Source organism: Microbacterium phoenicis (assembly GCF_047302325.1).
In the GTDB taxonomy this organism is placed as follows: domain Bacteria; phylum Actinomycetota; class Actinomycetes; order Actinomycetales; family Microbacteriaceae; genus Microbacterium.
Genome location: NZ_CP154849.1, coordinates 2,982,027 through 3,006,068 on the forward strand (window position 1 = coordinate 2,982,027; position 24,042 = coordinate 3,006,068).

Annotated in this window: 20 protein-coding genes; 6 read left to right on the forward strand and 14 right to left on the reverse strand. The window is 70.5% G+C overall.

Annotated elements, in window-relative coordinates:
- Positions 1–37: 37 nt before the first annotated feature.
- Together ABCU91_RS14650 and ABCU91_RS14655 are read right to left on the reverse strand one after the other, a co-directional pair.
- The gene (locus ABCU91_RS14650) at positions 38–718 is read right to left on the reverse strand and encodes a LuxR C-terminal-related transcriptional regulator (RefSeq protein WP_413354274.1); all 681 of its coding nucleotides are present in this window, start codon (positions 716–718) and stop codon (positions 38–40) included.
- Entirely contained in the window at positions 711–1,979 is a 1,269-nt protein-coding gene (locus ABCU91_RS14655; protein ID WP_413354275.1) for a PspC domain-containing protein, read from the reverse strand. The genes ABCU91_RS14650 and ABCU91_RS14655 overlap by 8 nt, the downstream gene beginning before the upstream one ends.
- Positions 1,980–2,092: 113 nt before the next feature.
- Here ABCU91_RS14655 and ABCU91_RS14660 point away from each other — a divergent pair, with 113 nt between their 5' ends.
- The 4 genes from ABCU91_RS14660 to ABCU91_RS14675 all read left to right on the forward strand — a co-directional run bounded on the left by ABCU91_RS14660 (position 2,093) and on the right by ABCU91_RS14675 (position 6,085).
- Entirely contained in the window at positions 2,093–3,562 is a 1,470-nt protein-coding gene (locus ABCU91_RS14660; protein WP_413354276.1) for a PspC domain-containing protein, read from the forward strand.
- Positions 3,559–3,918 carry a hypothetical protein gene (locus tag ABCU91_RS14665; protein WP_413354277.1) on the forward strand — a complete coding sequence of 120 codons (360 nt, stop codon included), beginning with the start codon at positions 3,559–3,561 and terminating at the stop codon, positions 3,916–3,918. Before ABCU91_RS14660 ends, ABCU91_RS14665 begins: the two co-directional genes overlap by 4 nt.
- Positions 3,919–4,005: 87 nt before the next feature.
- Positions 4,006–5,451: a serine/threonine-protein kinase gene (locus ABCU91_RS14670; protein ID WP_413354278.1), complete on the forward strand. Its 1,446-nt coding sequence runs from the start codon at positions 4,006–4,008 to the stop codon at positions 5,449–5,451.
- A gap of 202 nt (positions 5,452–5,653) precedes the next feature.
- The gene (locus ABCU91_RS14675) at positions 5,654–6,085 is read left to right on the forward strand and encodes a hypothetical protein (RefSeq protein ID WP_413354280.1); all 432 of its coding nucleotides are present in this window, start codon (positions 5,654–5,656) and stop codon (positions 6,083–6,085) included.
- Here ABCU91_RS14675 and ABCU91_RS14680 read toward each other — a convergent pair.
- A complete protein-coding gene (locus ABCU91_RS14680) occupies positions 6,070–6,699 on the reverse strand; it encodes a DUF1684 domain-containing protein (protein ID WP_406923447.1) in 630 nt (209 codons plus the stop codon). The genes ABCU91_RS14675 and ABCU91_RS14680 overlap by 16 nt on opposite strands.
- 74 nt (positions 6,700–6,773) lie before the next feature.
- Here ABCU91_RS14680 and ABCU91_RS14685 point away from each other — a divergent pair, with 74 nt between their 5' ends.
- Positions 6,774–7,193, forward strand: a complete 420-nt coding sequence (locus tag ABCU91_RS14685) for a hypothetical protein (protein WP_413354281.1) — start codon at positions 6,774–6,776, stop codon at positions 7,191–7,193.
- Positions 7,194–7,255: 62 nt separating this feature from the next.
- On the opposite strand, the gene ABCU91_RS14690 is transcribed toward ABCU91_RS14685, so the two are convergent.
- The 5 genes from ABCU91_RS14690 to ABCU91_RS14710 all read right to left on the reverse strand — a co-directional run bounded on the left by ABCU91_RS14690 (position 7,256) and on the right by ABCU91_RS14710 (position 14,901).
- Positions 7,256–10,369 carry a S8 family serine peptidase gene (locus ABCU91_RS14690; RefSeq protein ID WP_413354282.1) on the reverse strand — a complete coding sequence of 1,038 codons (3,114 nt, stop codon included), beginning with the start codon at positions 10,367–10,369 and terminating at the stop codon, positions 7,256–7,258.
- 155 nt (positions 10,370–10,524) lie between these two features.
- The gene (locus tag ABCU91_RS14695) at positions 10,525–11,601 is read right to left on the reverse strand and encodes an ABC transporter permease (RefSeq protein ID WP_413354283.1); all 1,077 of its coding nucleotides are present in this window, start codon (positions 11,599–11,601) and stop codon (positions 10,525–10,527) included.
- Positions 11,598–12,530, reverse strand: a complete 933-nt coding sequence (locus ABCU91_RS14700) for an ABC transporter ATP-binding protein (protein WP_413354284.1) — start codon at positions 12,528–12,530, stop codon at positions 11,598–11,600. Before ABCU91_RS14700 ends, ABCU91_RS14695 begins: the two co-directional genes overlap by 4 nt.
- A gap of 10 nt (positions 12,531–12,540) precedes the next feature.
- The gene (locus ABCU91_RS14705) at positions 12,541–13,812 is read right to left on the reverse strand and encodes an MFS transporter (RefSeq protein ID WP_413354285.1); all 1,272 of its coding nucleotides are present in this window, start codon (positions 13,810–13,812) and stop codon (positions 12,541–12,543) included.
- Positions 13,813–13,902: 90 nt separating this feature from the next.
- Positions 13,903–14,901: a glycerophosphodiester phosphodiesterase family protein gene (locus tag ABCU91_RS14710; protein WP_413354286.1), complete on the reverse strand. Its 999-nt coding sequence runs from the start codon at positions 14,899–14,901 to the stop codon at positions 13,903–13,905.
- Between the two features lie 164 nt (positions 14,902–15,065).
- On the opposite strand from ABCU91_RS14710, the gene ABCU91_RS14715 reads away from it, so the two are divergent.
- A complete protein-coding gene (locus ABCU91_RS14715) occupies positions 15,066–15,962 on the forward strand; it encodes a Bax inhibitor-1/YccA family membrane protein (protein WP_091356484.1) in 897 nt (298 codons plus the stop codon).
- A gap of 415 nt (positions 15,963–16,377) precedes the next feature.
- Here ABCU91_RS14715 and ABCU91_RS14720 read toward each other — a convergent pair whose 3' ends face one another.
- From ABCU91_RS14720 to ABCU91_RS14745, 6 genes are all read right to left on the reverse strand, one after another.
- The gene (locus ABCU91_RS14720) at positions 16,378–17,970 is read right to left on the reverse strand and encodes an ATP-binding protein (protein WP_406923440.1); all 1,593 of its coding nucleotides are present in this window, start codon (positions 17,968–17,970) and stop codon (positions 16,378–16,380) included.
- A 123-nt stretch (positions 17,971–18,093) separates the two neighbouring features.
- Positions 18,094–19,674: a glutamine-hydrolyzing GMP synthase gene (guaA, locus tag ABCU91_RS14725; protein WP_413354287.1), complete on the reverse strand. Its 1,581-nt coding sequence runs from the start codon at positions 19,672–19,674 to the stop codon at positions 18,094–18,096.
- On the reverse strand, positions 19,671–20,189 hold the full coding sequence (locus tag ABCU91_RS14730; protein ID WP_406923439.1) for a DUF3817 domain-containing protein: 519 nt from the start codon (positions 20,187–20,189) through the stop codon (positions 19,671–19,673). The genes guaA and ABCU91_RS14730 overlap by 4 nt, the downstream gene beginning before the upstream one ends.
- 10 nt (positions 20,190–20,199) lie before the next feature.
- Positions 20,200–21,063: an SURF1 family protein gene (locus ABCU91_RS14735; protein WP_406923438.1), complete on the reverse strand. Its 864-nt coding sequence runs from the start codon at positions 21,061–21,063 to the stop codon at positions 20,200–20,202.
- Positions 21,063–22,184 carry a GuaB3 family IMP dehydrogenase-related protein gene (locus ABCU91_RS14740; RefSeq protein ID WP_065569716.1) on the reverse strand — a complete coding sequence of 374 codons (1,122 nt, stop codon included), beginning with the start codon at positions 22,182–22,184 and terminating at the stop codon, positions 21,063–21,065. The genes ABCU91_RS14735 and ABCU91_RS14740 overlap by 1 nt, the downstream gene beginning before the upstream one ends.
- A gap of 47 nt (positions 22,185–22,231) precedes the next feature.
- Positions 22,232–23,920 carry an ABC-F family ATP-binding cassette domain-containing protein gene (locus ABCU91_RS14745; RefSeq protein ID WP_413354288.1) on the reverse strand — a complete coding sequence of 563 codons (1,689 nt, stop codon included), beginning with the start codon at positions 23,918–23,920 and terminating at the stop codon, positions 22,232–22,234.
- Positions 23,921–24,042 lie beyond the last annotated feature (122 nt).

Sequence of the window (24,042 nt, forward strand, 5' to 3'; positions counted from 1 at the left end):
TTTTTCCGGGATGCCGCGGCCCGCTCCGTCGGACGTGTCACAGCAGGCGCCGCTCCGACGCCCACGCCGTCAATTCGTGGCGGGACGACAGCTGCAGCTTCCGCAGCACCGATGACACGTGCGTCTCGACGGTCTTGACCGAGATGAACAGCTCCCGCGCCACCTCCTTGTAGGCGTACCCCCGGGCGATGAGCCGCATGACCTCCTGCTCGCGCCCGGACAGGCGGTCGAGTTCGTCGTCGACCGAGGCCGTCTCTCCCGCCGCGGCGCCGAAGGCATCGAGGACGAACCCCGCCAGCCGCGGTGAGAACACGGCGTCCCCGCCCGCGACCGCGTGGACGGCGCGGCTCACGTCCGCTCCCGAGGATCCCTTCGTGATGTACCCGCGCGCCCCGGCGCGGATGACCCGGACGACGTCGGCGGCGGCATCCGACACGCTCAGCGCGAGGAAGCGCGTCGACGTCCCCATCGAGCCGAGGATGACCGCCTCGCCGCCCAGCGAATGGGCGGCGCCCTCTGCGCCGGGTAGATGCACGTCGAGCAGGACGACATCGGGCCGCTCCGCAGCGATGACCGCCACGGCACTGTCGACATCCGCCGCCTCGCCGACGACGCGGACGGAGGAGTCGAGGTCGGCCCGGAGCCCGGATCGGAAGATCGAGTGGTCGTCGACGATGACGACCCGGACGGGTTCGCCGCCGCGCGACGCGTCACTCATGCCGACCTCCTGTCGGCAGGCTCAGCCGTACCTCGGTGCCCGTGACGTCGGGAGCGGATCGGATGACCGCGGTCCCGCCGGTCCGTCGCATCCGCCCGATGATCGACTCACGCACGCCCCAGCGATCCGCCGGGACTGCGGCCGGGTCGAACCCGGCGCCGCGGTCGCGGATGAAGACGTCGACGGCGGATGCCGCCCCCTCGATGTACACCGAGATCTCGCCGCCCGCGTGCCGCGCGGCGTTGAGCATCGCCTCTCGCGCCGCGGCCGCCAGCTCGCCGCTCGCCCGCTCAGTGGACGTGCCGGTGGAGACGACCTCGATGCGAACCGGGTAGTCGAGCTCGAGGGCTCCTGCGTAGTCGCGCACGTCGGTCACGAGGTCGCTGTCGGCGGGCGCATCGCCGTCGTAGAGCCAGGCGCGCAGCTCGCGTTCCTGGGCTCGAGCAATGCGCGACACCTCGCTCGACGCCTCTGAGCGGTTCTGGATGAGCGCGAGCGTCTGCAGAACCGAGTCGTGCAGGTGGGCCGCCATGGCCGCCCGTTGCTCTTCGCGCACGCGGCCGATGCGATCGTCGACGAGGTGCCGCCAGGCCTGAAGGAGCGCGGATGCCGCGATGATCACCGCACCCAACAGGGGCAGAGCGAGCTCGCCCAGGACCGCGCGGGCACCGCGCACGTCGGCCAGCGGAAGGACGGTCAGGAAGACGAGCGCGAGCGCGACGGCGGCGAGGACGCGGACCACTATCGCGTGGCGAGGACCGCGCGCAGGGTCGACGCGGTCGATAGCGCCGGCCCACACGCCCGCCGCGGCCGCGAGGATCGTCGCCGCGGCGACCCAGGGCTCGATCGACCAGAACACCCAGGTGTATCCGTGCGCTCCTGCGGGCGGGAGATCGACGCGGACGACCGCGTCCTGCTGCGCCGCGGCGAGCACCCCCGCGACCGCGACTCCCGCGCCGCCGATCAGCAGCCATGCCACGGGCACCCGCCGCGTGGCTGTCTCCTCGCCGGGCTTCATGGGCGTGAACATCCAGCACCAGACGTAGAACACCACGCCCGCGCCGCCGACGAGGGTGGCGACCACCAGCAGCACCCGCGCGCGCGTCGAGGAGACGCCGAGGTGGTCGGCGAGGCCTGCGGCGACACCCGTCACCGCCATCGTCCGCGGCCGTGCCAGCGGCGGGCGGGCGGGCCTGCGCATCGGACGCACCGGGCGGACCGGGCGGGCCGCGGCATCCGGCGCGGTCGCAAGGGAGGACATGTCCACATCAAACCACCGCGCCTCACCCCCGGACATCCTCCGGAAGAGGTATCAGGGACGGATCAGGGTGTCCCCTGATGGCAGCCCGACGCCGCCCCGACCATGCTCGGAACATGCCTTCGCCGCAGACCAGCGCACAGCCCGTCGATCAGCCTTCCTCCGTGCCCGGTGGGAGCGACCGCTTCTTCGAGTGGACCTCGACCCTCGGCGTCATGCGCATGGACGGCTGGTTCGGAGGGGTGGCTGCCGGGGCCGCCGCGCGGTGGGGAGTCGATCCGCTGATCGTGCGCGGCATCCTCGTGGTCCTCGCGATCATCGGGTTTCCGGTGGCGCTGGTCTACGGGGCGGCGTGGGCTTTCCTCCCCGACACCGCGGGGCGGATCCCGGCCCAGGAGGCCTGGCACCGCCGATTCCACGCCGGCCAAGTCGGAGCACTCCTGTTCATCGCGGCATCCTTCGTCCCCGCACCGCTTCCGCTCATCCTGGGCATCCCGAGCCTCGCCGTCCTCGGCGGGGCCTACCTCGGGGATGTCGGGGTCGTGGTCATCCTCCTCGCCGCTGCGGCGATCGTGTTCTCGGTCGTCGCCGTGCTGGTCGCCGCACCGTGGCGTGCGCGGCGCGTCCGGGCGGCGACCGCAGACCCGACCGAGTCGGATGCGGCCGAGCCGGCCGTCTCCGATCCACCTCAGGACCGGGACGCCCCAGCCGAGCCCGAGACACCCGCCGGCGCCGCGACGCAGGACGACCTCGCCCGGTGGCGCGAGCAGCACGCCGCCTGGAAGGAACAGGATCAGGCGTGGCGCCGGGAGCAGCAGGATGCCGCGCGCGCCGCCCGTGACCAGCTGCGCCGCGAGCGCCAGGAGTCCGCGGCGGCTTTCGCGGCGGAGGCGGCCGCGAAGCGGCGGGAGCGGCACGCGACCGCTCCCCGAGCCCCGCTCGCGTTCGTGGCGCTCGCCGTCGGCGTCGCGGTGATCGTGGGGACGATCGTCGCACTGTCGACGGCCGGAGGCGATCCGATCGCCGCCGGGCTGTTCGCGGGTGCCCTGGTCCTCGCCGGCGCCACGACCGTCTCCGGAGCTCTGCGACGCCGCAGCGGCTTCCTCGCCTTCGTCACCGCCGTCACACTCCTCGGAGGCGCCGCGGCCACGGGAGTCACCGTCGCGCGGGAGCTGCACGTCTGGACGGGAAGCCTGTCGAACCGCGACTCCCCCGCCGACACGTTCAGGCAGCCCTGGGGCACGCTATGGGTCGGCCTCGAAGACACCGGTCGCAGCGGCGTCATTCACCTCCAGAAGCGCCTCGGTACGACATTCGTCTCAGTGGCCGACGGAGTGCGCGTGGATCTCGAGATCGTCACCACCGACGCGACCGGCGGCATGTACGTCGCCGATGGTTACGTCGGGTTGAGCGACATCGAAGGAATGATCATCACCCCGCTTTCGGATGGCCAGACCCGCTACACCGCCTCCCTGGGGGATACCGAGGCGCCGCGAACGACGCAGAAGCTGGTTCTCGAGCAGGACTCCGGCTACATCCAGATCGAATCGAATATCAGGCTCGACTCCGAAGGGAACCCGTCATGACCGACGCACCCATGACCCCGCTCGACGACCTGGAGCCTCCGACCGTCGACGAAGCCGCGGCATCCGCTCCTCGAACCGCCGGACCACGGACCCGTTGGGCAGCCATTGTGTGGGGCCTCACATTTGCAGCGATCGCCGCCGCGGGGTACGGCGTCACCTCCTCGACCCGCGCGACCAGCACGCTGATCGATACGGTGGCGGATGCGAAGATCGGGCCCGCTGTCGCGATCGGCCTGCTCGTGATCGGCGGGCTCGTGGCCATCGCCGGCGTCGCAGGTCTTCTCCGTGCGGCGCAGCGATCTCTCGCGGATCGGCGCTTACACCAATCCACGCGCGAGTCAACCCGCCGGACCTGACGCGATCGACCCTCTACGTTCGTGGTGTCGCTTTTGCCGGGCGGCGTAGGGCGGACACTCGTGTCCGAGATATCCGCAGGAGTGGCCGTGACTGAACCGTCCGACAAGCCCGTCACGTCGGGCATGCTCGACGGACGGTACGTCCTCGGTCCCTGCGTCGGCCAGGGCGGGATGGCGCGGGTATATCGCGCCGAGGACGTCGTCCTCGGCCGTACGGTCGCGATCAAGATCATGCGCGCCGAGTCCGAGAACCCGGCGATCCTCCCCCGCGCGCGCACCGAGATGTCGTTGCTCGCCTCGCTGAACCACCCCTCCCTGGTCACGCTCTACGACGCCAAGATCGTTCCGGGGCAACCCGAGTACCTGGTGATGGAGTTCATCGAGGGCGAGTCGCTCGCCGCCGCTCTGCAGAGCGGACCGCTGGATGCCGACGAGACGGCGGGCCTCATCGGCGAGCTCGCCTCGGGACTCGATGTCGTCCACCGCTCCGGGATCGTGCACCGGGACGTGAAGCCGTCGAATGTGCTCCTCGCGCCCTCCACACTCCCCGGCCGCCGATTCTGGGCGAAGCTCGCCGACTTCGGGGTCGCTTACCTCGCCGACAGCACCCGCCACACGACGCCGGGGACGGTCATCGGCACTGCGGCATACCTCGCCCCCGAGCAGGTGCGCGGCGAGCTCGCGGGTCCGCCCGCGGATGTCTACGCGCTCGGGCTCCTCGCGCTCGAGACGATCACGGGCGATCGCGCTTTCCCCGAGGCGTCGGGCATCGGCCGCGTCATGGCGCGCCTGGTCGAGACGCCGGAGATCCCCACGTGGCTCGGTCCGGAGTGGTCCTCGCTGCTGGGCGACATGATCGCGCGGGACCCCGGCGACCGCCCCACCGCGGGTGACGTCGCGCTGCGTGCGCGGTCCCTTCCGACGAACGTCGTCCGTGTGCCGCGTCCCGCCGCGTCGACCCTCGACCAGGCGACGCAGCCCTTCGAGATCGCCCCGGCGAGCGCCGAGCCCGTGACGCGGGCGGTGAGCGCGTCGGCACCCGATGTCATCACACGCGGAGCCTCCGGCCGGGCGACCCGGTCGCGCAGGCGCACCCGCCGCTCGCGCGGGTGGATCGTCGCCGGCGCCGTGGGTGTCATCGCCGCGATCCACATCGTCCTCCTCAGCTCATGGTGGGCCGACGGCACCCCCGGGGGCCGTCCGGCGCCCGAACAGACCATCAGCGAGCCGACGTCGCCCGCCCCTGCGGAGCTCGTCGTCGACGGCGGCGAGCAGGCCGTCGTGACCGTCGACACCTCGACCGACGAGACCGCAGAGGAATCGACGCTGCGCGAAGCCGACCCCGCCCCCGTGGATGCCGAGACTGAAGCCCCCGGCCAGCCGGCTCAGGAGAACGCGAGCCAGAGGGCCAAGGAGCGTGCGAACGAAAACTCCGCCGTCCACGACAGCAAGAACAACGGCAACGGCAGTAGCGGCAACGGCAACGGCAACGGCAACGGCAACGGCAACGGCAACGGCAAGAAAGATCAGTGAGCTCGTCACACGCCGACACGCCGCGTCATCTGCGGTCATCCCCTGCGGCGACGTCCGCCGTCCGGGTTAGCGTGACAACATCGCGACGGTCCGGGTGGTCCCGGGCACCGGGTCATACCGGATGTGCAGCGGGTTCGACTCCCGCCGTCGCGTCTACGGCAGCCGACGGCCTCCGCGGACAGCGCTTCGGCATGCTCGAGCCGTGAGCGCGCCGCGAACGATCGCCCGTCTGCTCCTCGGCGCGGGGCTGGTGTTCACCGGCACCGCTCACCTGACCTTCGCGCGCGCGGAATTCGTCGCCCAGGTCCCGCGGTGGCTGCCGCTCCCCACCGACCTCGTCGTCGTCGCCTCCGGAATCGTCGAGATCGCGCTCGGCCTCGCGCTGCTCGTCGGACGTCATCGCGTCGCCGTCGGATGGACGGTCGCGGCGTTCTTCATCGCGATCTTCCCCGGGAACATCGAGCAGTTCGTGCGAGGCACCGACGCGTTCGGGCTCGACACCGACCTCGCCCGCGGCATCCGTCTGCTCTTCCAACCGCTGCTCGTGATCATCGCCCTGTGGTCGACAGGCGCGTGGACAGCGTGGCGTACCCGACGCCGACGCGCGGACGCCCGGGATCAGACGCCTGCGTAGCGTTCGCCGACCGGAACCTCCGCGGCGAGCACGTTCCCGGGCTGGGCGAGCGGGCAGGCCCAGGCCGGGTCGTAGGCGCACGACGGGTTGTACGCGAAGTTCAGGTCGAGCACGATCGTGCCGGATCCGGCATCCATTCCCAGGTCGGCGCCCTTGATCGTGTCGATCAGATATCTGCCGCCGCCGTAGGTCCCGTCCGGTCGCCCCGCCAATGCGTCCCGCAGCGGAATGAAGAGCCCACCGCCGTAGGTCGTCAGGCGCCACACATCGAGCGAGCCGACATCGGGCAGCTCCACGACGGCGACCCGCTCGAAGGGGACCACCCCGTCGGTCCCGGTCGCGAACTCGAACCCGCCGGGCTCCGTGGGCTGCAGCGGCACCTCGAACCGCCAGGCCGGGTCGTACGGAGCGACCGGCACCCCGTCGAAGTCCGCCCGGTCCTCGGGAAGGATCGGCGTCGCGGGATGGTGCGCCAGCAGTTCGTTCCGCCCGCTCCGCCACAGGTCGTGCGCCGCCTCGGGATCTGGCGTTGCCCGTACGACGTCGTAAAGGGCGAAGACGCGCCGGCGCCAGTCGACGACGTCCAAGGCGGTCCGAGCAGCCGAAGGGATCATCGGCTCAGGCTACGCGCACCACCCCCTGCCCCGGCGCGCGCGACGCGCGTAACCTTCCGGCAGGAGGTGCCCGCATGCGCACACGTCTCATGTCCGCCGCGGCGGTCGTCGTGTGGGCCGGCCTCACCCTCACCGCCTGCGCGACGGAAGGAGCCGCCATGCCCACTCCCGGCGAGAGCCCGGCCTCGAGCCGGCCCCCGTTCCTCACTGCGAGCCCCGCCCCTCTGGGACCTACCGGGTCCGCCGCGGATCTGCCCCCGGCGAAATGGGCCGCCGTGAGGGCGGATCTCTCCGCGCGCGGAGTCTCGGGCGATCCGGCCCTGGTCTCCTCCGAGCGCGTCGAGTTCTCGGACGGGTCCCTCGGCTGCCCTGCTCCCGGAATGGCGTACACGCAGGCGATCGTCGAGGGGTACCGCGTCGTCGTCCGCGTGGACGACCGTACCTTCGACTACCGCTTCGGCACCGGAGATGAGCCGCGCCTCTGCGAACGCTGAGGACGGATGCCGAAGGGGGCGGCGCGTCCTCGACGCACCGCCCCCTTCGGCATCCGTGAGCGTTAGTTGGTCTTGACCAGCAGCGCCTCGTCAGCGCCCGACTCGTTGTCGACGACGACGACCATCGCACCGAGCGGCTTCTGCGCGGCGTAGGCCCCGGCACTGGTCCGCACCGTCACCGACGCCTTGCCACCCTTCGGGACGACCTCGTACTGGCCGTTGCCGAAGGCGGGCTTGCTCGGGTCGTAGCTGGACTTCCCGTCGAAAGCGTCGCTTCCGTCGGTCGTGCCGCTGAACGACTGCACGGTGTAGTCGAACGGTCCCGTGATGCCGAGGTCGGCGAGGTTCACCGGCAGCAGGATGGTGCTGCTGTCCGTCGGCGCCTGGGCCAGGAATCCGCTCGGGATGAGTTCCTTAGTCTTCACGTTCTGAACGAAGACCTCGGCGACACCGTCGACCGAACCCGAGCGCACGGCGCCCGAGTCGTACGAGAACACGACCCAGTCGGGCGTGCCGTCGCGGTTCGAGTCGATCACGACGTCGAACTCATTGGAGGCTGCATTCGACCACCGCGACCAGGTGTTGACGGCGAAGACGGCCAGGTGGTCGCCTCCGGTCGTCGCGAACGACTGCACGCCGGCGGCGCGCAGGTCGTACCCGGTGTCGGTGAGGGACTTCGGGGCATCCTTCTTGTCCGAAAGACCCCACGTGTAGACGTCCGCCGCCGCGTCCAGAGCACCCTTGCGGTTGTTCAGTTCGAGCGTGCGGTCTCCGTCGGTGACACGACCACGCGAGCTGAGCGCTCCCTTGACCGTCACGTCGCTGTTGGAGCGCGGGACGAGCAGGTAGGGAACCCGCAGCGTCGAGCCCTTCGACGTCAGGACGACGTTGCCCGAGACCTCGTAGAACGCGAACTGGTCGTCAGCCGAGAGCGAGCTCGGGATCGACGATGCCGCGATCGAGACCGACACCCGGAAGGTCGCGGTCCGCCCGGGGCGGACGGTGACCGTCTTGGTGTTCGTCGTGACCTTCGCCTTCAGCGACTGCGCCGACGGAGCGGTCGAGACGCGGTAGGTGACCGCCTTCTTGCCGTCGTTGCGGACGGTGACCGTCTTCGTGCTGTCGAGCTTGCCGGTCGACTCGTCGAAGCCGAAGCTCAGAGCCGCCTCGCGCATGCGGCCGCTCTCGGTGCGGAACACGTCTCCGGTCGCCGTGACCGTCGTGGCGACCGCCTGGGCAGTGTCGACGAGGCCTACTCCGCCGCGGGTCGGGTCGAGACCCGCGATCGCGTCCGGGTCCGCCGTCGAGACGAGGGCCGCCGAGATCTGCTCGGTGTCCCAGGTCGGGTGCGCCTGCACCGTGAGGGCGGCGACGCCGGCCACGTGCGGCGCGGCCATCGACGTGCCCGAGAGAACGGCCGAGTCGCTTCCGGTGCCGACACCGACGGACGAGGTCGAGACACCGGGCGCGGCGACGTCGGGGCTGATCGCGCTGTCCCCACTGCGCGGTCCCGACGAGCTGAACGAGGCGTAGCCGCGGAAGGCGGGGTTCGCGATCTCCTGAGCCGCGACCGTCACCGTCGCACCGTTGACGAATGCGGCACCGTCCGACGAGCGCACCCCGAAGAACGGGATGGTGACCTCGTACGGCGTGCCGTCGTCGGGGTTCTCGGTGATGGCGCCTTCGAAGGGCGGCAGGTCGTTGGTGGAGTTGACCATGACCGCCGCGGCCGCACCGGCCTGCTGGGCGAAGATCGCCTTGGCCGCACGTGCGCAGGTACCACGCTCGGCGACGGCGATCTGGTTGCCGCCCGGGGTGACGCCGACACGGGTGTAATCGGATGCCGCACATCCGAGCGCCTCGTTGGCGGGCGTCGCGGGGTCGTTCGTCAGTCGCACGACGGTGAGGTCGCCCAGGCCGTCGAGCGATGCGCCGTTCGCGTTGATCGCTTCGACCTTCTTGCCGCCGACCGTCAGGATGGCGCCGGGGAACGAGGCGGTGCTGTCGATCGCGGAGACCGCGATGACGCCGTCACCGCTGCCGGGCGACCCGGTCAGGTAGGGGCTCGGACCGGAGTTGCCGGCCGAGGCCACCACGACGACACCGGCACCGACGGCGTTGGCCGCCGCGACGGCGCTCGGGTCGTCGCCCGTGCCGAACGAGGAGCCCAGCGACATGTTGATGACGTCCATGCCGTTGTCGACGGCCCAGTCGATGGCCTGGATCGTCATCTCGGTGGAGCCGTCGCAGCCGAACACGCGCACGGCGTAGAGGTCGGCTTCGGGCGCGACGCCGGGGCCGACCCGGAAGTCGACCGACGGAGTCGACTCGTCGTAGGGGCCGGTGTAGGTGGATCCGTCTGCGCGGACACCCGAACCGCCGGTCGTGCCGGCGACGTGCGAGCCGTGGCCTTCACAGTCGAGGGGGTTCGGGTCGGGCTTCGGGATGAGGGCGTCGCCGGTCCCGGACGGGTCGTAGTCGTCACCGACGAGGTCGATGCCACCCTTGATGCGGGGAGCCTTCGGGCCGAACAGGGCGGGGTCGGCGGGCTGATCGGAGGTCGCGGCCGCAGCCTCGTACGCCTCGATCGTTCCCGGGCCGGCGAATCCGGCGTGGGTGTAATCGATGCCGGTGTCGATGATCGCGACCTTGACGTTCTGACCGGTGTAGCCGGTGCTCTCCCACACCTTGGGGACGCCGAGGAACGGCACGGAGACGGCGTTGTCGAGCTCGTGCCGGACGACGGGGTGCACGGCCACGACGCCGGGGAGGGCGGCGACGTCGTCGAGCTGCGCGGCGGGGATCGTTGCCTGGATGCCGTTGTAGGCAGACTGCATCTGCGCGCGGATCTTTCCGCCTCGCTGAGTGATCCCGGAGCGGATCTTGTCCTGCGCCGCCTTGAGGTCCTTCTTGACGGTCGTGCGCTCGTTCTTGCTGAGGGAACGCCCCTCCTCCGCCTCGACGACGGCGACGGGCTCGCCTTCCATCTCGAGGACGACCGAGACCTGCCGGTCCGGGTCGATCGCCGCGGCGGAGACGTCACTGTCGAGCGCGCCGGTCGAGACGCTGCGATCGAAGCGCGCCGTGGGATCGTCGTCGGGTGTCGCGGCGAGGGCCGCGGTCGTGGGCAGCGAGAGCGCGAGGACGCCCGCGACCGCCAGGATGCGTCGGTGCAAGGGGGACCGCCTTTCCTTCTGGGAAGAGCGCTCGGCGGGGTGTCGCGGACCGCCCGAGACGGATGCCGCAGCCGAGGCTGATAGGAGGCTATGCACCCCCTGTCGATCCCCCAAGAGGAATTTGTGCAGATGAGAGGATCCTCACCCGGCTCTGGTCAGGCGATGCGGGTCCCCGGCGGAAGCCGACGGGCCGGCGTGCGCGTGCGCACCACCGCCCACCAGAGCAGGAGCGCCGCCAGGACGATCTGGCCACCGAGGCCGACGAACCAGCTCGGCACGGTCGAGGCGACGATGTCCTCGGGTGTCGGTCCGTCCGGCCCGGGATCCTGGCATTCGCTGTACGACGAGACGAGTTCCGGAGCGATCTGCGCCTGCCGGACCGTGGACTTCACACCGCTGAAGAGATCCTCCGGATAGCCCTGAGCGTCGAATCCACCCGGCGTGGCATCCGCGAGGATCACGAACGGGTTCGCCGCGAGGATCCACCAGACGTAGTCGAACCGCATGACGGGCGAGACCGTGGTCTGCCACTCGCTGCAGACCCAGTCCTCCGGCGTCGAGGCGCAGCGGGTCACACCGTCCTTGCAGACCGGAGCCCCATCGACGTCGTACTCGGCCGCCTGGTAACGGTCGACACGCTCCGAGGTGATGCTCGAACCGATCAGGCCGAAGGCGATCGGAGAGCCGAGTGTCAGCGCCGCGACGACGAGATAGGTCGCGGCCACGGAGAACAACGGCCGGGAGAGCACACCGCTGATCGCGGTCCCGAGAGCGGCGACAACACCCGTCTCGAGGACGAGGATCGCCGTCGAGGCGAGAACCGTCGGCGGCTCGACTCCGCCCCCCAACGTCGCGATCACGAGGAAGGGCACCGCGACGGCGGCGAAGGCGAGCCCGGTCAGCCAGGCGGCGAGGAACTTGCCGAGCACGATCTCGGTCGTCGTCGCCTGGGTGACCTGCAGCGAGGCGAGGGTCGCGGCATCCCGGTCACCGTTGATCGAGTTCCCGCTGAGGGTCGGCGACACGAGGACGACGAGGAGCAGAGTGATCAGCACCACGACGGAGTAGACCCCGGGGCCGGAGTCCTCCTGGCCCGAGAAGGAGAGGAACGAAAGGGCGGTCGTCCCGACGAGGATGAGGGCGAAGACGCCGAGCATCACGTACCAGGCGACGGTGCGGATGCGCTGGGTCAGGTCGAGCCGGGCGATGGTCCACAGGCGCGAGGCGTTCATCGCGCACCCCCTTCGAGGTCGAGGAAGGTGTGTTCGAGGATGCCGCTGGCCGCCGAGAACTCCGCGACCGGCAGGCCTGCGGCCACCAGGGCCGCGAGCCCCGCGGCAGCGGCGGCCTCCCCCTCGAAGCGCAGGAGGACGTCGCGGCGGTCGACGGGGATCGTCGCGACATCGAGCCCGAGCGCCTGTGCGACGGGGAGGGCAGCGGCGACGGCATCCCGATCCGCGAGGCGGACCCGCCACGCACGGGCGCGCCCCGCGGCTTCGGCGACCCGCTCCGAGCTGACCGTCTCGCCCTGCACCATGAAGACCGCGTCGTCGACCACTTCCTCGAGTTCGGAGAGGATGTGGCTGGAGACGAGCACCGTGCGTCCCTCCGCTGCGAGCGACCGCAGCAGCAGGCGGAGGTCGATCCGCGCCTGCGGGTCCAGCCCGGATGCCGGCTCGTCGAGCAGGAGCACGCGGGGGTCGTGGACGAGCGCGCGCGCAAGACCGAGCCGCTGCTTCTGCCCGCGCGAGAGAACGCGCGCCGGCGCGTCGCCCAGCGTTTCGAGCCCCACCGTCGCGAGCAGTTCCGCCGCGCGGGCCGCCGCAGCATCCTTGCTCAGTCCGGTGAGACGGCCGGTAACGGCGATCGTCTCGCGAGCGGACAGGGAGGGCCACGCGCCCAGACTGTCGGGCATCCATCCCAGCTTCGCGCGGGCCGCGGCCGGCTCGGCGACGGGGTCGACGCCACCGATGCGGATGGTCCCGGCGTCGGGGGCGAGGAGTGAGGCCAACATGAGCAGCAGCGTCGTCTTGCCCGCGCCGTTGGGTCCCACAAGTCCCGTGACAGCGCCTTCGGGCGCCTGGAAGGTGACGCCGCGGACGGCGTGGACGTCCCCGAAGGACCGTCGCACCCCCTCGGCGACGATGCCGGCAGTAGTCATAGGGCTCACCCTAGGGGGTTGCTGTGTCCCGTCGATGAACGGCGCGGTGGCCTCGCAGGTTGGCCAGCCCGAACACCAGCAGCAGCGCGGCCGAGACGACGGGCGCCCACAGGGCGGTCGCCGCCCCGGCGGATTCGGCCAGCGACCCCACGACCATGCTCGCGAGCGCCTGACCGACGACGACGGACGAGCCGAGGACCGCCATGACGGTCGCCTCACGGCCGCGCGGCGAGCGTGCGGCGGCGAGCGCGTAGAGCGTTGCGAGGGTCGGACCGATCCCGCACCCGGCGAGGGCGAGCGCCCATCCCATCGAGATCGCACCGGTCGCACCGGCGGCGAGCACCGCGCCGACGAGCAGGACGACCGTGAACGCGATCCACCGCCAGGGCAGGACGAACCGCCTCGGCAGGAGGCCGACGCTCATGGCGAGGATCGCGGACCCGATCCCCATGATCCCGTAGAGGATCGCAGTCTGCTCCGGGAAGCCGCCCTCCGTGGCGAAAGCCGTGAGCGAGGTCAGCATCGCGCCGAAGAAGAGCCCGGTCGCGAAGGTGCCGCCGGCGGCGAGAAGGATGCCGGGGCGCGCGATCCGACGCGCCGGTTCGCGTTCGCCTGCGTCGGTGGCGTGGCCTGCGGTGCGCGCCGTCGGGTGGAGCGCGAACGTGGTGACGAAGACGATCGTCAGTGCCGCCGCGGCGAGGACCGGAGCCGCAGGGGTGGCGGCGATGGCGATGACGCCGACGAGGACGGGCCCGAAGACGAAGACCATCTCGTCCACGCCGGACTCGTACCCCATCGTCGATTCCTGCAGCCGTCCGCGCGCGGATGCGTCGACGCGCATACGACCGATGGCGCCGACCAGACGCGCACGCGACATCGGAGACACCTGCGGGGCGGTGGCACCGGCGAGCGCCGACACGAGCAGGAGGAGCCCGTCCGGCGTCTCGCCGTACGCGACGGCGACGAGCGCGACGAGCACGAGGCTCTGCACCAGCGCGGCGAGCAGCAGGACGGGGCGCTGCCCCCAGCGATCGGCGGCGGCGCCGATGAGCGGACCGGTCGCGATCGTGCCGAGGCCGACCATGGCGGAGGTGAGTCCGCCGACCGCGAGCGACCCGCGGGCGTCGACGACCATGGTCAGGACGCCGACGACGATCATGGCGTAGGGCAGTCGCGCGATCAGCGCGATGGCGAAGTAGCCGATGCCGATGCTCGCAGCGAGCGTGCGGATCGGACTGTCGCGTTCGGCCGGGCGCACCGGCGTCGAGTCGGTGAGGGGCATGTGTGACCTCCGTGCAGACGAGGCGTCGTGCCGCCTTGACTCTCCACGGATCAGGTAGTTACACGGGGTGCTGACGCACCGGGATCCATTCTACCGGTCGGTGTCTGAGCGTCCGAAGAACGCGACCCCCAGGTCGGGGTGATCGACGAAGACCCCGTCGACACCGGCATCCGCGATGCGCCGCCATTCGCCCTCCCAGTCGCCGAACGATGCGGCATCCGTTCCTCGCTGGAACTCGCGGGCGAGGAACGCGTTCTCGGGGCGGCAAGTCCAGGTGTAGACGTCGAGCCCGCGGCGGTGGGCATCGGCCACGACGCCCGGGTCTTCGAGGATGACCCGCTTGTCGAGGCTGATCCCGTCGACCTCGTGGGCGAGACGGTCCAGTCCGCCGGCCGTCAGCTGATCCGCGTACGTCGGGGCGTCGGGGCACTGCGCCGCAACGAGATCGGCGGCGCGGCCTTCGGCTTCGAGCAGGTAGATGTAGCGGGCCCGGATGCCGCGGTCCCGCATCCGCTGCAGGATGCGCTGCTCGAACGACTCGATGACGAGCTGTCGCGCCCCCGAGTTCCAGGCTGCCTCCTGCAGTTCGGCCGCGAGCAGCCCGGCGACGTCGTACCCGAGCGACCCGAAGTAGGTGGCGTGCTTGACCTCGAGGACGACGCCCAAGGCCCGCCCCTCCCGCTCCCCCGCTGCGGCGACGAGGTCGAGCAATTCCCGGAGGCGCATGATCGGATGCCGGCCGTCGAATGCGGCGCTGCGAGCCCGGAGGAGCGGCAGCCTCTCCCGGCACCGGAGTGTGGCGAGCTCGTCCCAGGTGAAGTCCTCGACGAACCACCCGGTGTGGCTCGCGCCGTCGACCTCCTTCGTGACACGCCGCGACGCGAACTCGGGACGATCGGCGACATCGGTCGTCGAGCCGATCTCGTTCTCGTGGCGGATGACGGCGACACCGTCCTGCGAGAACACGACGTCCGGTTCCACCGCATCGACGCCGAGGTCCAGCGCGAGCTCGTACGAGGCGAGGGAGTGCTCGGGACGGTACCCCGGGGCTCCACGGTGACCGATGACGAGCGGGCGACGACGCGACATGCGCCCAGGCTAACCACCGGGTCGGCGCGGGAAACGCGATGTGCGCGGCGGCGTAGCACCCTCATAGTCCTCTCACAGCGGCGGTCCCCACCCGCGCTTTCCCCGTCCGATACGCTGGATCGACAGCACAGCGCTGTGAGTCGACTTTTGGAGTGAGACACACAATGGCAGCGTCCGGCAATTTTGCCTTCAACAATCCGGTCTTCCAGGAGCAGCGCCCCGGCCTGACTCCCCCGGCAGCCCAGACGAACTACGCGGCAGCCTCGCACCAGGCCGCCGACGTGGCGTCCAACGCCCAGCTCGAGGGGATGTACGCGGCTCCGACTGCGTCGTCCGCTGACACGGGCCGCATGACGGTCGAGGACACCGTCCTCAAGACGGCGGGCCTCTTCGGCATCCTTCTCGTCACCGCCCTCGTGGGCTGGTTCTGGACCCTCGGCGGCACGCTCGACGCGACGCGTCCCGTCGGGCTCACGATCATGCCGTGGATCATCGGCGCCCTCGTCGGTTTCGTCCTCGCCCTCGTGATCACCTTCACGTCGCGCAAGAAGGTCCGCCCGGCCCTCATCTGGGCCTACGCCGCAGCCGAAGGCCTCTTCGTCGGCGGCATCTCGGCCTTCTTCGAGGTGCAGTGGAGCGGCATCGTCATTCAGGCGACCATCGCGACCCTCTCGGTCGTCGGCGTCACGCTGGCGCTGTTCGCCAACGGCAAGGTGCGGGTCAGCAAGCGGGCGAACAAGATCTTCATGATCGCCCTGGGCGGCTACCTGGTCTTCGGCCTCGTGAACCTGGTGCTCATGTGGACCGGCGTCATCGACGGTCGCTTCGGCCTCTACAGCGCCGAGATCTTCGGCATCCCCCTCGGACTCGTCATCGGAATCGTCGTGGTCCTGATGGCGGCGTACTCCCTCGTGCAGGACTTCGACCTCGTGCAGCAGGGTGCCCGCAACGGCGCTCCCCGCGAGTTCGGCTGGGTCGGCGCCTTCGGCATCATGGTCACGGTCGTCTGGCTCTACGTCGAGATCCTGCGCCTGATCGCAATCTTGCGCGGCAACGACTGATCTAGGTTCCGCTCACACGAAGGCCGTCCGGGAAACCGGGCGGCCTTCGTCGTTCCGGCGCGCACGCCTCTCTCCGCGAGACTGCCCGCGGCGCTCGAGACCGCGGCCCCGCGCCGCGGTCTCGGCGCACGCGTGCAGTCTCGCCGCCCGGTGGCTTCGCCCACCCGTCGCCAGCCGCCTGCCGGCGCGCGCCGCCCGCGCACCGCGAGACTGCACCCGGCGCGCGAGACTCCCCGCGCGCCGCAAGACTCCCCGGGCGCCGCGAGACTGCACGCGGCGCGCGAGACAGCAGCCCCGCGCCGCGGTCTCGGCGCGACCGTGCAGTCTCGGCGATCGTCCGGCGGCCCCGACCGGGACCGACTCGCGCACCCGCGCCTGGGCCCTGACCGCGCCAGGCCCGCCGACGCGCCGCGACTCAGGACGGGAGGCGCAGGACCGCGACCGTGCCGCGCGCGCCGTTCGGCTCGAGAGTCACGCTCGCGCCGTACGCGTCAGCGAGGGATGCGGCGTTCGAGAGACCGATGCCCGTGCCGGGGATCGCTGCGTCGTGGGCGTACGGCGCCCGGTAGAACCGCTCGAACGCGAGAACGCGTTCCTGCTCGGTCAGGCCGATGCCCTGATCGGCGATCGTGACCACGATGTCGCGGCCGTCCTCCTGCGCCGAGACGACGACGTCGGGGCCGCCGACGGGCGTGAACTCGACCGCATTGCGCAGGAGCTCCTCGAGGATCGATGCGAGGTCGCGCACGGCGATGCGAGCGGCGCGCTCGGGCATCACGCCGATCCGGATGCCGATTCCCCGCTCTTTGGCGCGGCCGGCGACCTCTGTCACGGCGTGCTTCACGACCGGTCCGACATGCGAGGCTCCCGAACGGGCCTCGACATCGCGCGTGGTCTGGCCAGCGGCGATGAGACGCTCGACGAGACGGAGCAGTCGTTCGGCGGAACGCTCGACGGCCTCCCACCGCTCAGCCTCGGCGGAACCGTGCATGAGGGCGATGTCGGTGTGGCCGAGGATCACGGTCAGCGGCGTGCGGAACTCGTGCCCGACGGTGCTCAGGAAGCGATCACGGACTTCGACCGCACTCACGAGATCGGTGACGTCCTGTCCGACGATGACGATCCCGACTTCGTCGCCGCCAGCGACGACCGGTCGCACGATGACCTGCATCACGCGGCGGGGATCTCCGCCGAATTCGACGGTGCGGGGCGCCGCGAAATCGCCCGAACGCACGCGCTCGACGAAGTCGGCGGCGGTGGCCTCGGACGACATGGACGGGTCAGCCCGCCAGATCAGGGAGGCGAAGCCGTCCCGGTCGACCTCGTCGATCCCCGATCGACCGCTGATCTCCGCGGCTACGGCGTTGAGGAGGATGGGGCGCCCATCACGGTCGAAGACGGCGACGGCGTTGTCGGTGGCGTCGAGCGTCGCGCGCAACATCGCGGTGTCTCGATCCGACAGGCGGAGCGCTTGGTCGAGGTCGTCCGACACGCTCTGCATCCGGGCCCGCATCCCGGCGAGGTCCCGAGAGATCAGGGCGACGGTCACGGCGACGAGAGCGGAGAGGATCGGCAGCGCCGCGACGGCCATGACGTCGCCGAGGCCGCGGAACCCGCCGCTCCCGAGGATCTGCACGAGCGGTCCGAGCGCGGTGAGCAGGACTCCGGCTGCGACGGCCACGGGCGGGAAGGCGAACGCGAGCCAGCCCAGGGGGAAGATGATGAGCATCGACGAGGAGGGGAGCGCCTCGACGGCGGCATCCCGAAGCGGCACGCATGCGACGATCTGGATCAGCGGCACGGCGGCGAGCCACACGGTGCGCCGCGTCGGCTGCACGAGCCAGATCGCGGTCATGGCCGCCGTGCTGAGCACGATCACACCGAACCCGGCGAGGAGCAGCGGAGTGACGCGCTCGCTGTCGATGGTGCCCAGAATGAGCACAACGATGAGGCTGGCCGCGGCCAGGACGAACTGCGCGTACGGCTGCGTTCGCGAACGCTCGATCAACGCCTCACCCCCTCCTCAGACGGCGGTGCAGAAAGGGCTGGGTCCCGCGCTCACTCTGGCGGCGCGGCGTGTCCTCTGTCAAGAGGAGGCGGAGTGCACGGTCACGGGGGTGTCCCCCGGGACTCACTCCCACTCGATGGTCCCCGGGGGCTTCGACGTGACGTCGAGAACGACCCGGTTGACCTCGCGCACCTCGTTGGTGATGCGGTTGCTGATCTTGGAGAGCACGTCGTACGGCAGGCGGGTCCAGTCCGCCGTCATCGCGTCTTCGCTCGAGACGGGACGCAGGACGATCGGATGTCCGTAGGTGCGACCGTCGCCCTGGACGCCGACCGAACGCACGTCCGCGAGCAGCACGACGGGGCACTGCCAGATCTCACCGTCGAGGCCGGCCTTCGTCAGCTCCGCACGGGCGATGGCGTCGGCGTCACGCAGGATCTCGAGACGGTCAGCGGTGACCTCGCCCACGATGCGGATTCCGAGGCCGGGCCCCGGAAACGGCTGCCGACCGACGATGGCCTCGGGAAGGCCCAGCTCGCGACCGATGGCGCGGACCTCGTCCTTGAAGAGGGTGCGCAGCGGCTCGACGAGCTCGAACTGCAGGTCCTCCGGCAGACCACCGACGTTGTGGTGGCTCTTGATGTTGGCGGTCCCGCTGCCGCCGCCGGACTCGACGACGTCGGGGTACAGCGTGCCCTGCACGAGGAACCCGATGGGATCGCCGTCCGCCGCGGCTTCGGCGATGAGATCGGACTGCACCTTCTCGAACGCGCGGATGAACTCGCGACCGATGATCTTGCGCTTCTGCTCCGGGTCGCTGACACCCGCGAGGGCGTCCAGGAACTTCTCGCGTGCGTCGACGGTGATGAGGCGGACACCGGTCGAGGCGACGTAGTCGTTCTCGACCTGCTCACGCTCTCCCTTGCGGAGGAGCCCGTGGTCGATGAAGACGGCCGTCAGCTGATCGCCGACCGCCTTGTGGACGAGCGCCGTCGAGACCGCCGAGTCCACGCCGCCCGAAAGAGCCGAGATGACGCGGCCCGAACCGACCTGCGCCCGGATCTTCTCGACCTGCTCGGCGATCACGTTGTCGCTGTTCCAGTCGGCGGGGAGGCCGGCCGCGTTGTGCAGGAAGTTCTCGATCACGCGCTGTCCGTGGTCGGAGTGCTTGACCTCGGGATGCCACTGGACGCCGTAGAGCTTGCGGACGTTGTCGGCGAACGCGGCGACCGGGGTGGCGGCGGTGCGCGCCAGCACTTCGAAGCCGGCGGGAGCAGCACTGACCTGGTCGCCGTGGCTCATCCAGACGTTCTGGTCGACGGGCTGACCCTCGAGCAGGACGTTGTCGGTGACGATCGTGGCATCCGTCGCGCCGTACTCACGGAGGCCGGTGTTCGCGACCTCGCCGCCGAGGGTCTTCGCCATCACCTGGAAGCCGTAGCAGATGCCGAGGGTGGGGACGCCGAGCTCGAAGACGCCCGCGTCGAGCTTCGGAGCGCCCTCTTCGTACACCGACGACGGGCCACCCGAGAGGATGATCCCGACCGGGTTCTTTTCAGCGATCTCGGCGGCGGTCGCGGTGTGCGGGACCAGCTCGCTGTAGACGCCTGCCTCGCGGACGCGGCGGGCGATCAGCTGCGCGTACTGGGCGCCGAAGTCGACGACCAGGACGGGGCGCTGGGAGGTTTCGGTCTGCTCTGTCACCGGGTCTCCGTGGGGGTTTCGATGGGGGCGGATGCGGCGGCTTCCCGCGCGGCCAGGTACTCCCTGACCTCGCGGGCGACCTTCGCTTCCATGAAGAACGAAAGAAGGGGGACGATACCGCCGAGCGCCAGGACGATGAAGCGGGGGAAGCCCCATCGCATCAGACTCCAGACGCGGAAGCACGCGAAGAGGTACACGACGTAGAACCAGCCGTGCACGATCAGAATCGCGAGGGAGATGTTCACCCCGTCGCCCGTCGAGGCGATGTCGCAGGTGCTGCTGCCGGGGACGAACAGGGAGAACCACTGGCAGTCGGGGCTCGGTATCGCGGTGGCGAACCACAGCAGCCCTCCGGAACCGCCGGCGAACAGCTCGACGTGGATCGGCGTGTATTTGAGGATCATCTCGGCGACCAGCAGGAGCAGGCCCACGCCGGTGATGATGGATGCGATCTGGTAGAACTTCAGGGCGCCGCGGATCGCCGGGAAAGAGGCGAGTTTGGGCTGAACGGGCATGGCTTCCAGTCTACGGGCGCGGTGAGGGCTGCTCGTCGCCCTCGGGGTCGTCCTCGCCGGTCAGGGCCTCGACCTCTTTCTCCCACGCATCGCGGGCGAGTCGGTACCACATGTAGAAAGCGAAGCCCGCGAAGACCGCCCACTCGACTGCGTAGAAGATGTTGAGCCAGTTGACCGAGGACAGCTCGGTGGGTGCGGGCGAGTGGATGCCGCGGAGCCCTCCGAACGCGTCGGCCGAGACGAGGTACGGGCGGTAGACGTCCAGGTCGTCGGTGTCGCTCCACTGGGACAGCAGCGCGGCCGGCGACATGGCGCTGATCTCGGATGGATCGCCGCCGCGGGGCGGCTCCTTCGCGCCCTCGTCCGAGATGAGTCGCCCGCTGAGGTCGACGTCCTGAGGCGGTGCGGCGTTGAGCGTCGACGTGGCCTCGTCTGCTGCGGCTCGGTCGGGCGTGAACCCGACGGCGACCGCGAGGGAGGTCGGCCCGTCGGTTCCCGTCGTCGAGGGATCGACGCGGAGCTGGCCCGCCACCCAGTACCCCGGTTCTCCGTCGTCGAAGCGGGATGTGACGACGCGGAAGTCGCCCGCCACGAACGAGCCGCTGACCTCGACCCGCTGGCCGACGAGCGGCTCGGGCAGCGATGCTCCGGGACCCACGACGTCGCCGAGGGGACGCACCTGCTCCGTCATGCCCGCCGGCGGCGGGTCGGTGTCGATCGCGTTCCCCAGCTGCCACTGCCCGAGCCACGCGAAGATCCCGGCGACGAGCAGGGCGAGCCCCAGCATCCCGATCCAGAACGGGCGGACCATGACTTCCCGCAGCGTGGGCGGGAAGACCTCGGGAAGATCGTCGACGGACGGGGTGGCGGTCATCAGTGGGACGACGCGTACGGCGCGACGACGACCTCCACGCGCTGGAACTCCTTGAGGTCCGAGTACCCGGTGGTCGCCATGGACTTGCGAAGTGCACCGATCAGGTTGGCCGTGCCGTCGGCGACCGGAGCCGGCCCGTACAGGACTTCCTCGAGCGAGGAGACTTGGCCGACCTCGACGCGACGACCCCGCGGGAGCTTCGCGTGATGCGCTTCGGGCCCCCAGTGGAAGCCGCGTCCCGGAGCATCGGTCGCGCGGGCGAGGGCCACACCGAGCATGACGGCATCCGCGCCCATGGCGAGGGCCTTCACGATATCGCCCGAGGTGCCAACTCCCCCGTCGGCGATGACGTGCACGTAACGCCCGCCGGACTCGTCGAGGTAATCGCGACGCGCGCCGGCGACGTCTGCCACCGCCGTCGCCATCGGCGCGTGCAAGCCGAGCGTCGCACGGGTGGTGGATGCCGCGCCTCCCCCGAATCCGACCAGGACGCCGGCCGCTCCGGTGCGCATGAGGTGCAGTGCTGCCGTGTAGGTCGCGGCGCCTCCGACGATCACGGGAACGTCGAGGTCGTAGATGAACTTCTTGAGGTTGAGGGGCTCGTCGACGCTCGAGACGTGCTCGGCGGACACGGTCGTGCCGCGGATCACGAAGAGGTCGACCCCCGCCGCGACCACGGTCTCGTAGAGCTCCTGAGTCCGCTGCGGCGTCAGCGCACCGGCGACGGTGACCCCCGCAGCGCGGATCTCCGCAAGCCGGTCACGGACGAGCTCGGGCTTGATGGGTGCCGAGTAGAGCTCCTGCATCCGTCGCGTCGCACCGTCGGCGGGAAGCGCCGCGATCTCGGCGAGCAGGGGCTCGGGGTCGTCGTAGCGGGTCCACAGCCCTTCCAGGTCCAGGACGCCGAGACCGCCCAGCTGGCCGAGCATGATGGCCGTCCGGGGGCTCATGACGGAGTCCATCGGAGCGCCGAGCACGGGGATGCCGAAGCTGTACGCGTCGATCGACCAGGAGGTCGAGACGTCCTCGGGGTTGCGCGTGCGGCGCGAAGGCACCACGGCGATGTCGTCGAAGGCATACGCGCGGCGTGCACGCTTGGCGCGGCCGAGCTCGATTTCCATGGTCACCCTGCCAGCCTACCGTCGAGGCCCTCTCCCCCGCCCCGCCGTCAGCGGGCCCGGGTCACACGTCGCTCATCCCAGACGGGTGCGTCCGACTCGTACACCTCGCCGTCGGTGCCGAAGACCACGAAGCGGTCGAACGAGCGCGCGAACCACCGGTCGTGCGTCACGGCGAGGACCGTCCCCTCGAAGGACGCGAGCGCCCCTTCCAGCGCCTCCGCCGACACCAGGTCGAGGTTGTCCGTCGGCTCGTCCAACAGCAGCAGGGTCGCTCCAGACAGCTCCAACAGGAGGATCTGGAAGCGGGCCTGCTGCCCACCCGACAGCCGGTCGAACACCTGTTCCGCCTGAGCGACGAGTCCGTACCGGTCGAGTACGGAGCTGGCGGCGTCGCGCGGCATCCCGCTCCGGTCGCTGTCGCCGCGGTGGAGGATGTCGAGCAGGGTTCGCGCCGAGTATTCGGGATGCTGGTGTGTCTGAGCGAACCATCCCGGAACGACGCGCGCGCCGAGACTGACTCGCCCGGAGTGCTCGACGCGTTCGAGCGCCGCCCCGGCGTCGGTCACATGGCCGAGCAGCGCGTCGGGGTCGGTGCCGCCGCAGGCGAGCAGCCGGAGGAAGTGCGACTTTCCCGACCCGTTCGATCCGAGGACGGCGACGCGATCGCCGAACCAGACCTCCAGATCGAAGGGGCGCATGAGCCCGCTCAGCTCGAGGGCCTCGGCGACGACCGCCCTCTTGCCCGTCCGGGCGCCCCGCAACCGGAGGTCGAGTCGCTGCTCGATCGGCCGGGCTTCCGGCGGCCCGGCATCCTCGAATCGGCGCAGGCGCGTCTGGGCGGCCCGGTAGCGGGAGGCGAACTCATCGCTCGCGGCCGCCTTCACCTTCATGTCCACGACGAACTTCTTGAGCGCGACGTGCTGTTCGTCCCATCTCCGTCGCAACTCGTCGAGCCGCGACATCCGTTCTTCGCGTGCGCGGTAGTAGGTGCCGAACCCGCCCCCGTGCACCCAGGCGGTGCTGCCCGCCGGGCCGGCTTCGAGGGTCACGATCCGGTCCGCCGCGCGCGCGAGGAGTTCGCGATCGTGCGAAATGAGGAGGACGGTCTTCGGGGTCTCGCGCAGGCGCTCCTCGAGCCACCGCTTACCGGGCACGTCGAGATAGTTGTCGGGCTCGTCGAGCAGCAGGACCTGGTCCGTTCCCCGGAGCAGTGCCTCCAGCGCCAAGCGCTTCTGCTCTCCCCCCGAAAGGGTCGAGAGGTCGCGATACCGCGCGCGGTCGAACGGGATGCCGAGGGCCGCGACCGTGCAGGTGTCCCACACCGTCTCGTACTCGTAGCCGCCAGCATCCGCGTAGTCGGCGATGGCGCCGGCATACCGCATCTGCGAGTCGAGGGAGTCTTCCTCGATGACGGCGTTCTCGGCCTCCTCGAGCTCACGCGCCGCCTGTGCGACGCGAGACGGCGCAACGGTGATCAGAAGGTCGTGAACCGTGCTGCCCTCGGCTCCGTGTCCGATGAACTGGTCCATCACACCGAGCGCCCCGTCGATCGTGACGACACCCGCGTGCGGAGACACCTCACCACGGACGATTCTCATCAGAGTCGTCTTGCCGGCACCGTTCTGGCCGATGACAGCGGTCGTCTTCCCCGACGGCACACGAAAGGTGACGTCGTCGAGAAGGGGGCGCCCGTCGGGCAGAGACAGTGAGACGTTCTGAACGTCGATATGCGACACGAGATGGTCCTTCCGCTCCGAGAGCGGAGCCGACCAGCTTATCGGAAAGGGCCCTCGACGCGGAAGCGAAAGTGCGCGTTAACCACGAAAGCCCCGACCAGCATTGGTCGGGGCTTTCGATC

Excerpts from the sequence above, each read along its gene's own strand:
- ABCU91_RS14680 (WP_406923447.1), bottom strand. The coding sequence starts at position 6,699 with ATGATCCCTTCGGCTGCTCGGACCGCCTTGGACGTCGTCGACTGGCGC.
- ABCU91_RS14685 (WP_413354281.1), top strand. The coding sequence starts at position 6,774 with ATGCGCACACGTCTCATGTCCGCCGCGGCGGTCGTCGTGTGGGCCGGC.
- ABCU91_RS14735 (WP_406923438.1), bottom strand. The coding sequence starts at position 21,063 with ATGACCGCCACCCCGTCCGTCGACGATCTTCCCGAGGTCTTCCCGCCC.
- ABCU91_RS14730 (WP_406923439.1), bottom strand. The coding sequence starts at position 20,189 with ATGCCCGTTCAGCCCAAACTCGCCTCTTTCCCGGCGATCCGCGGCGCC.
- ABCU91_RS14655 (WP_413354275.1), bottom strand. The coding sequence starts at position 1,979 with ATGTCCTCCCTTGCGACCGCGCCGGATGCCGCGGCCCGCCCGGTCCGC.
- ABCU91_RS14705 (WP_413354285.1), bottom strand. The coding sequence starts at position 13,812 with ATGCCCCTCACCGACTCGACGCCGGTGCGCCCGGCCGAACGCGACAGT.
- ABCU91_RS14715 (WP_091356484.1), top strand. The coding sequence starts at position 15,066 with ATGGCAGCGTCCGGCAATTTTGCCTTCAACAATCCGGTCTTCCAGGAG.
- ABCU91_RS14710 (WP_413354286.1), bottom strand. The coding sequence starts at position 14,901 with ATGTCGCGTCGTCGCCCGCTCGTCATCGGTCACCGTGGAGCCCCGGGG.
- ABCU91_RS14665 (WP_413354277.1), top strand. The coding sequence starts at position 3,559 with ATGACCGACGCACCCATGACCCCGCTCGACGACCTGGAGCCTCCGACC.
- ABCU91_RS14740 (WP_065569716.1), bottom strand. The coding sequence starts at position 22,184 with ATGGAAATCGAGCTCGGCCGCGCCAAGCGTGCACGCCGCGCGTATGCC.
- ABCU91_RS14660 (WP_413354276.1), top strand. The coding sequence starts at position 2,093 with ATGCCTTCGCCGCAGACCAGCGCACAGCCCGTCGATCAGCCTTCCTCC.
- ABCU91_RS14700 (WP_413354284.1), bottom strand. The coding sequence starts at position 12,530 with ATGACTACTGCCGGCATCGTCGCCGAGGGGGTGCGACGGTCCTTCGGG.
- ABCU91_RS14650 (WP_413354274.1), bottom strand. The coding sequence starts at position 718 with ATGAGTGACGCGTCGCGCGGCGGCGAACCCGTCCGGGTCGTCATCGTC.
- ABCU91_RS14695 (WP_413354283.1), bottom strand. The coding sequence starts at position 11,601 with ATGAACGCCTCGCGCCTGTGGACCATCGCCCGGCTCGACCTGACCCAG.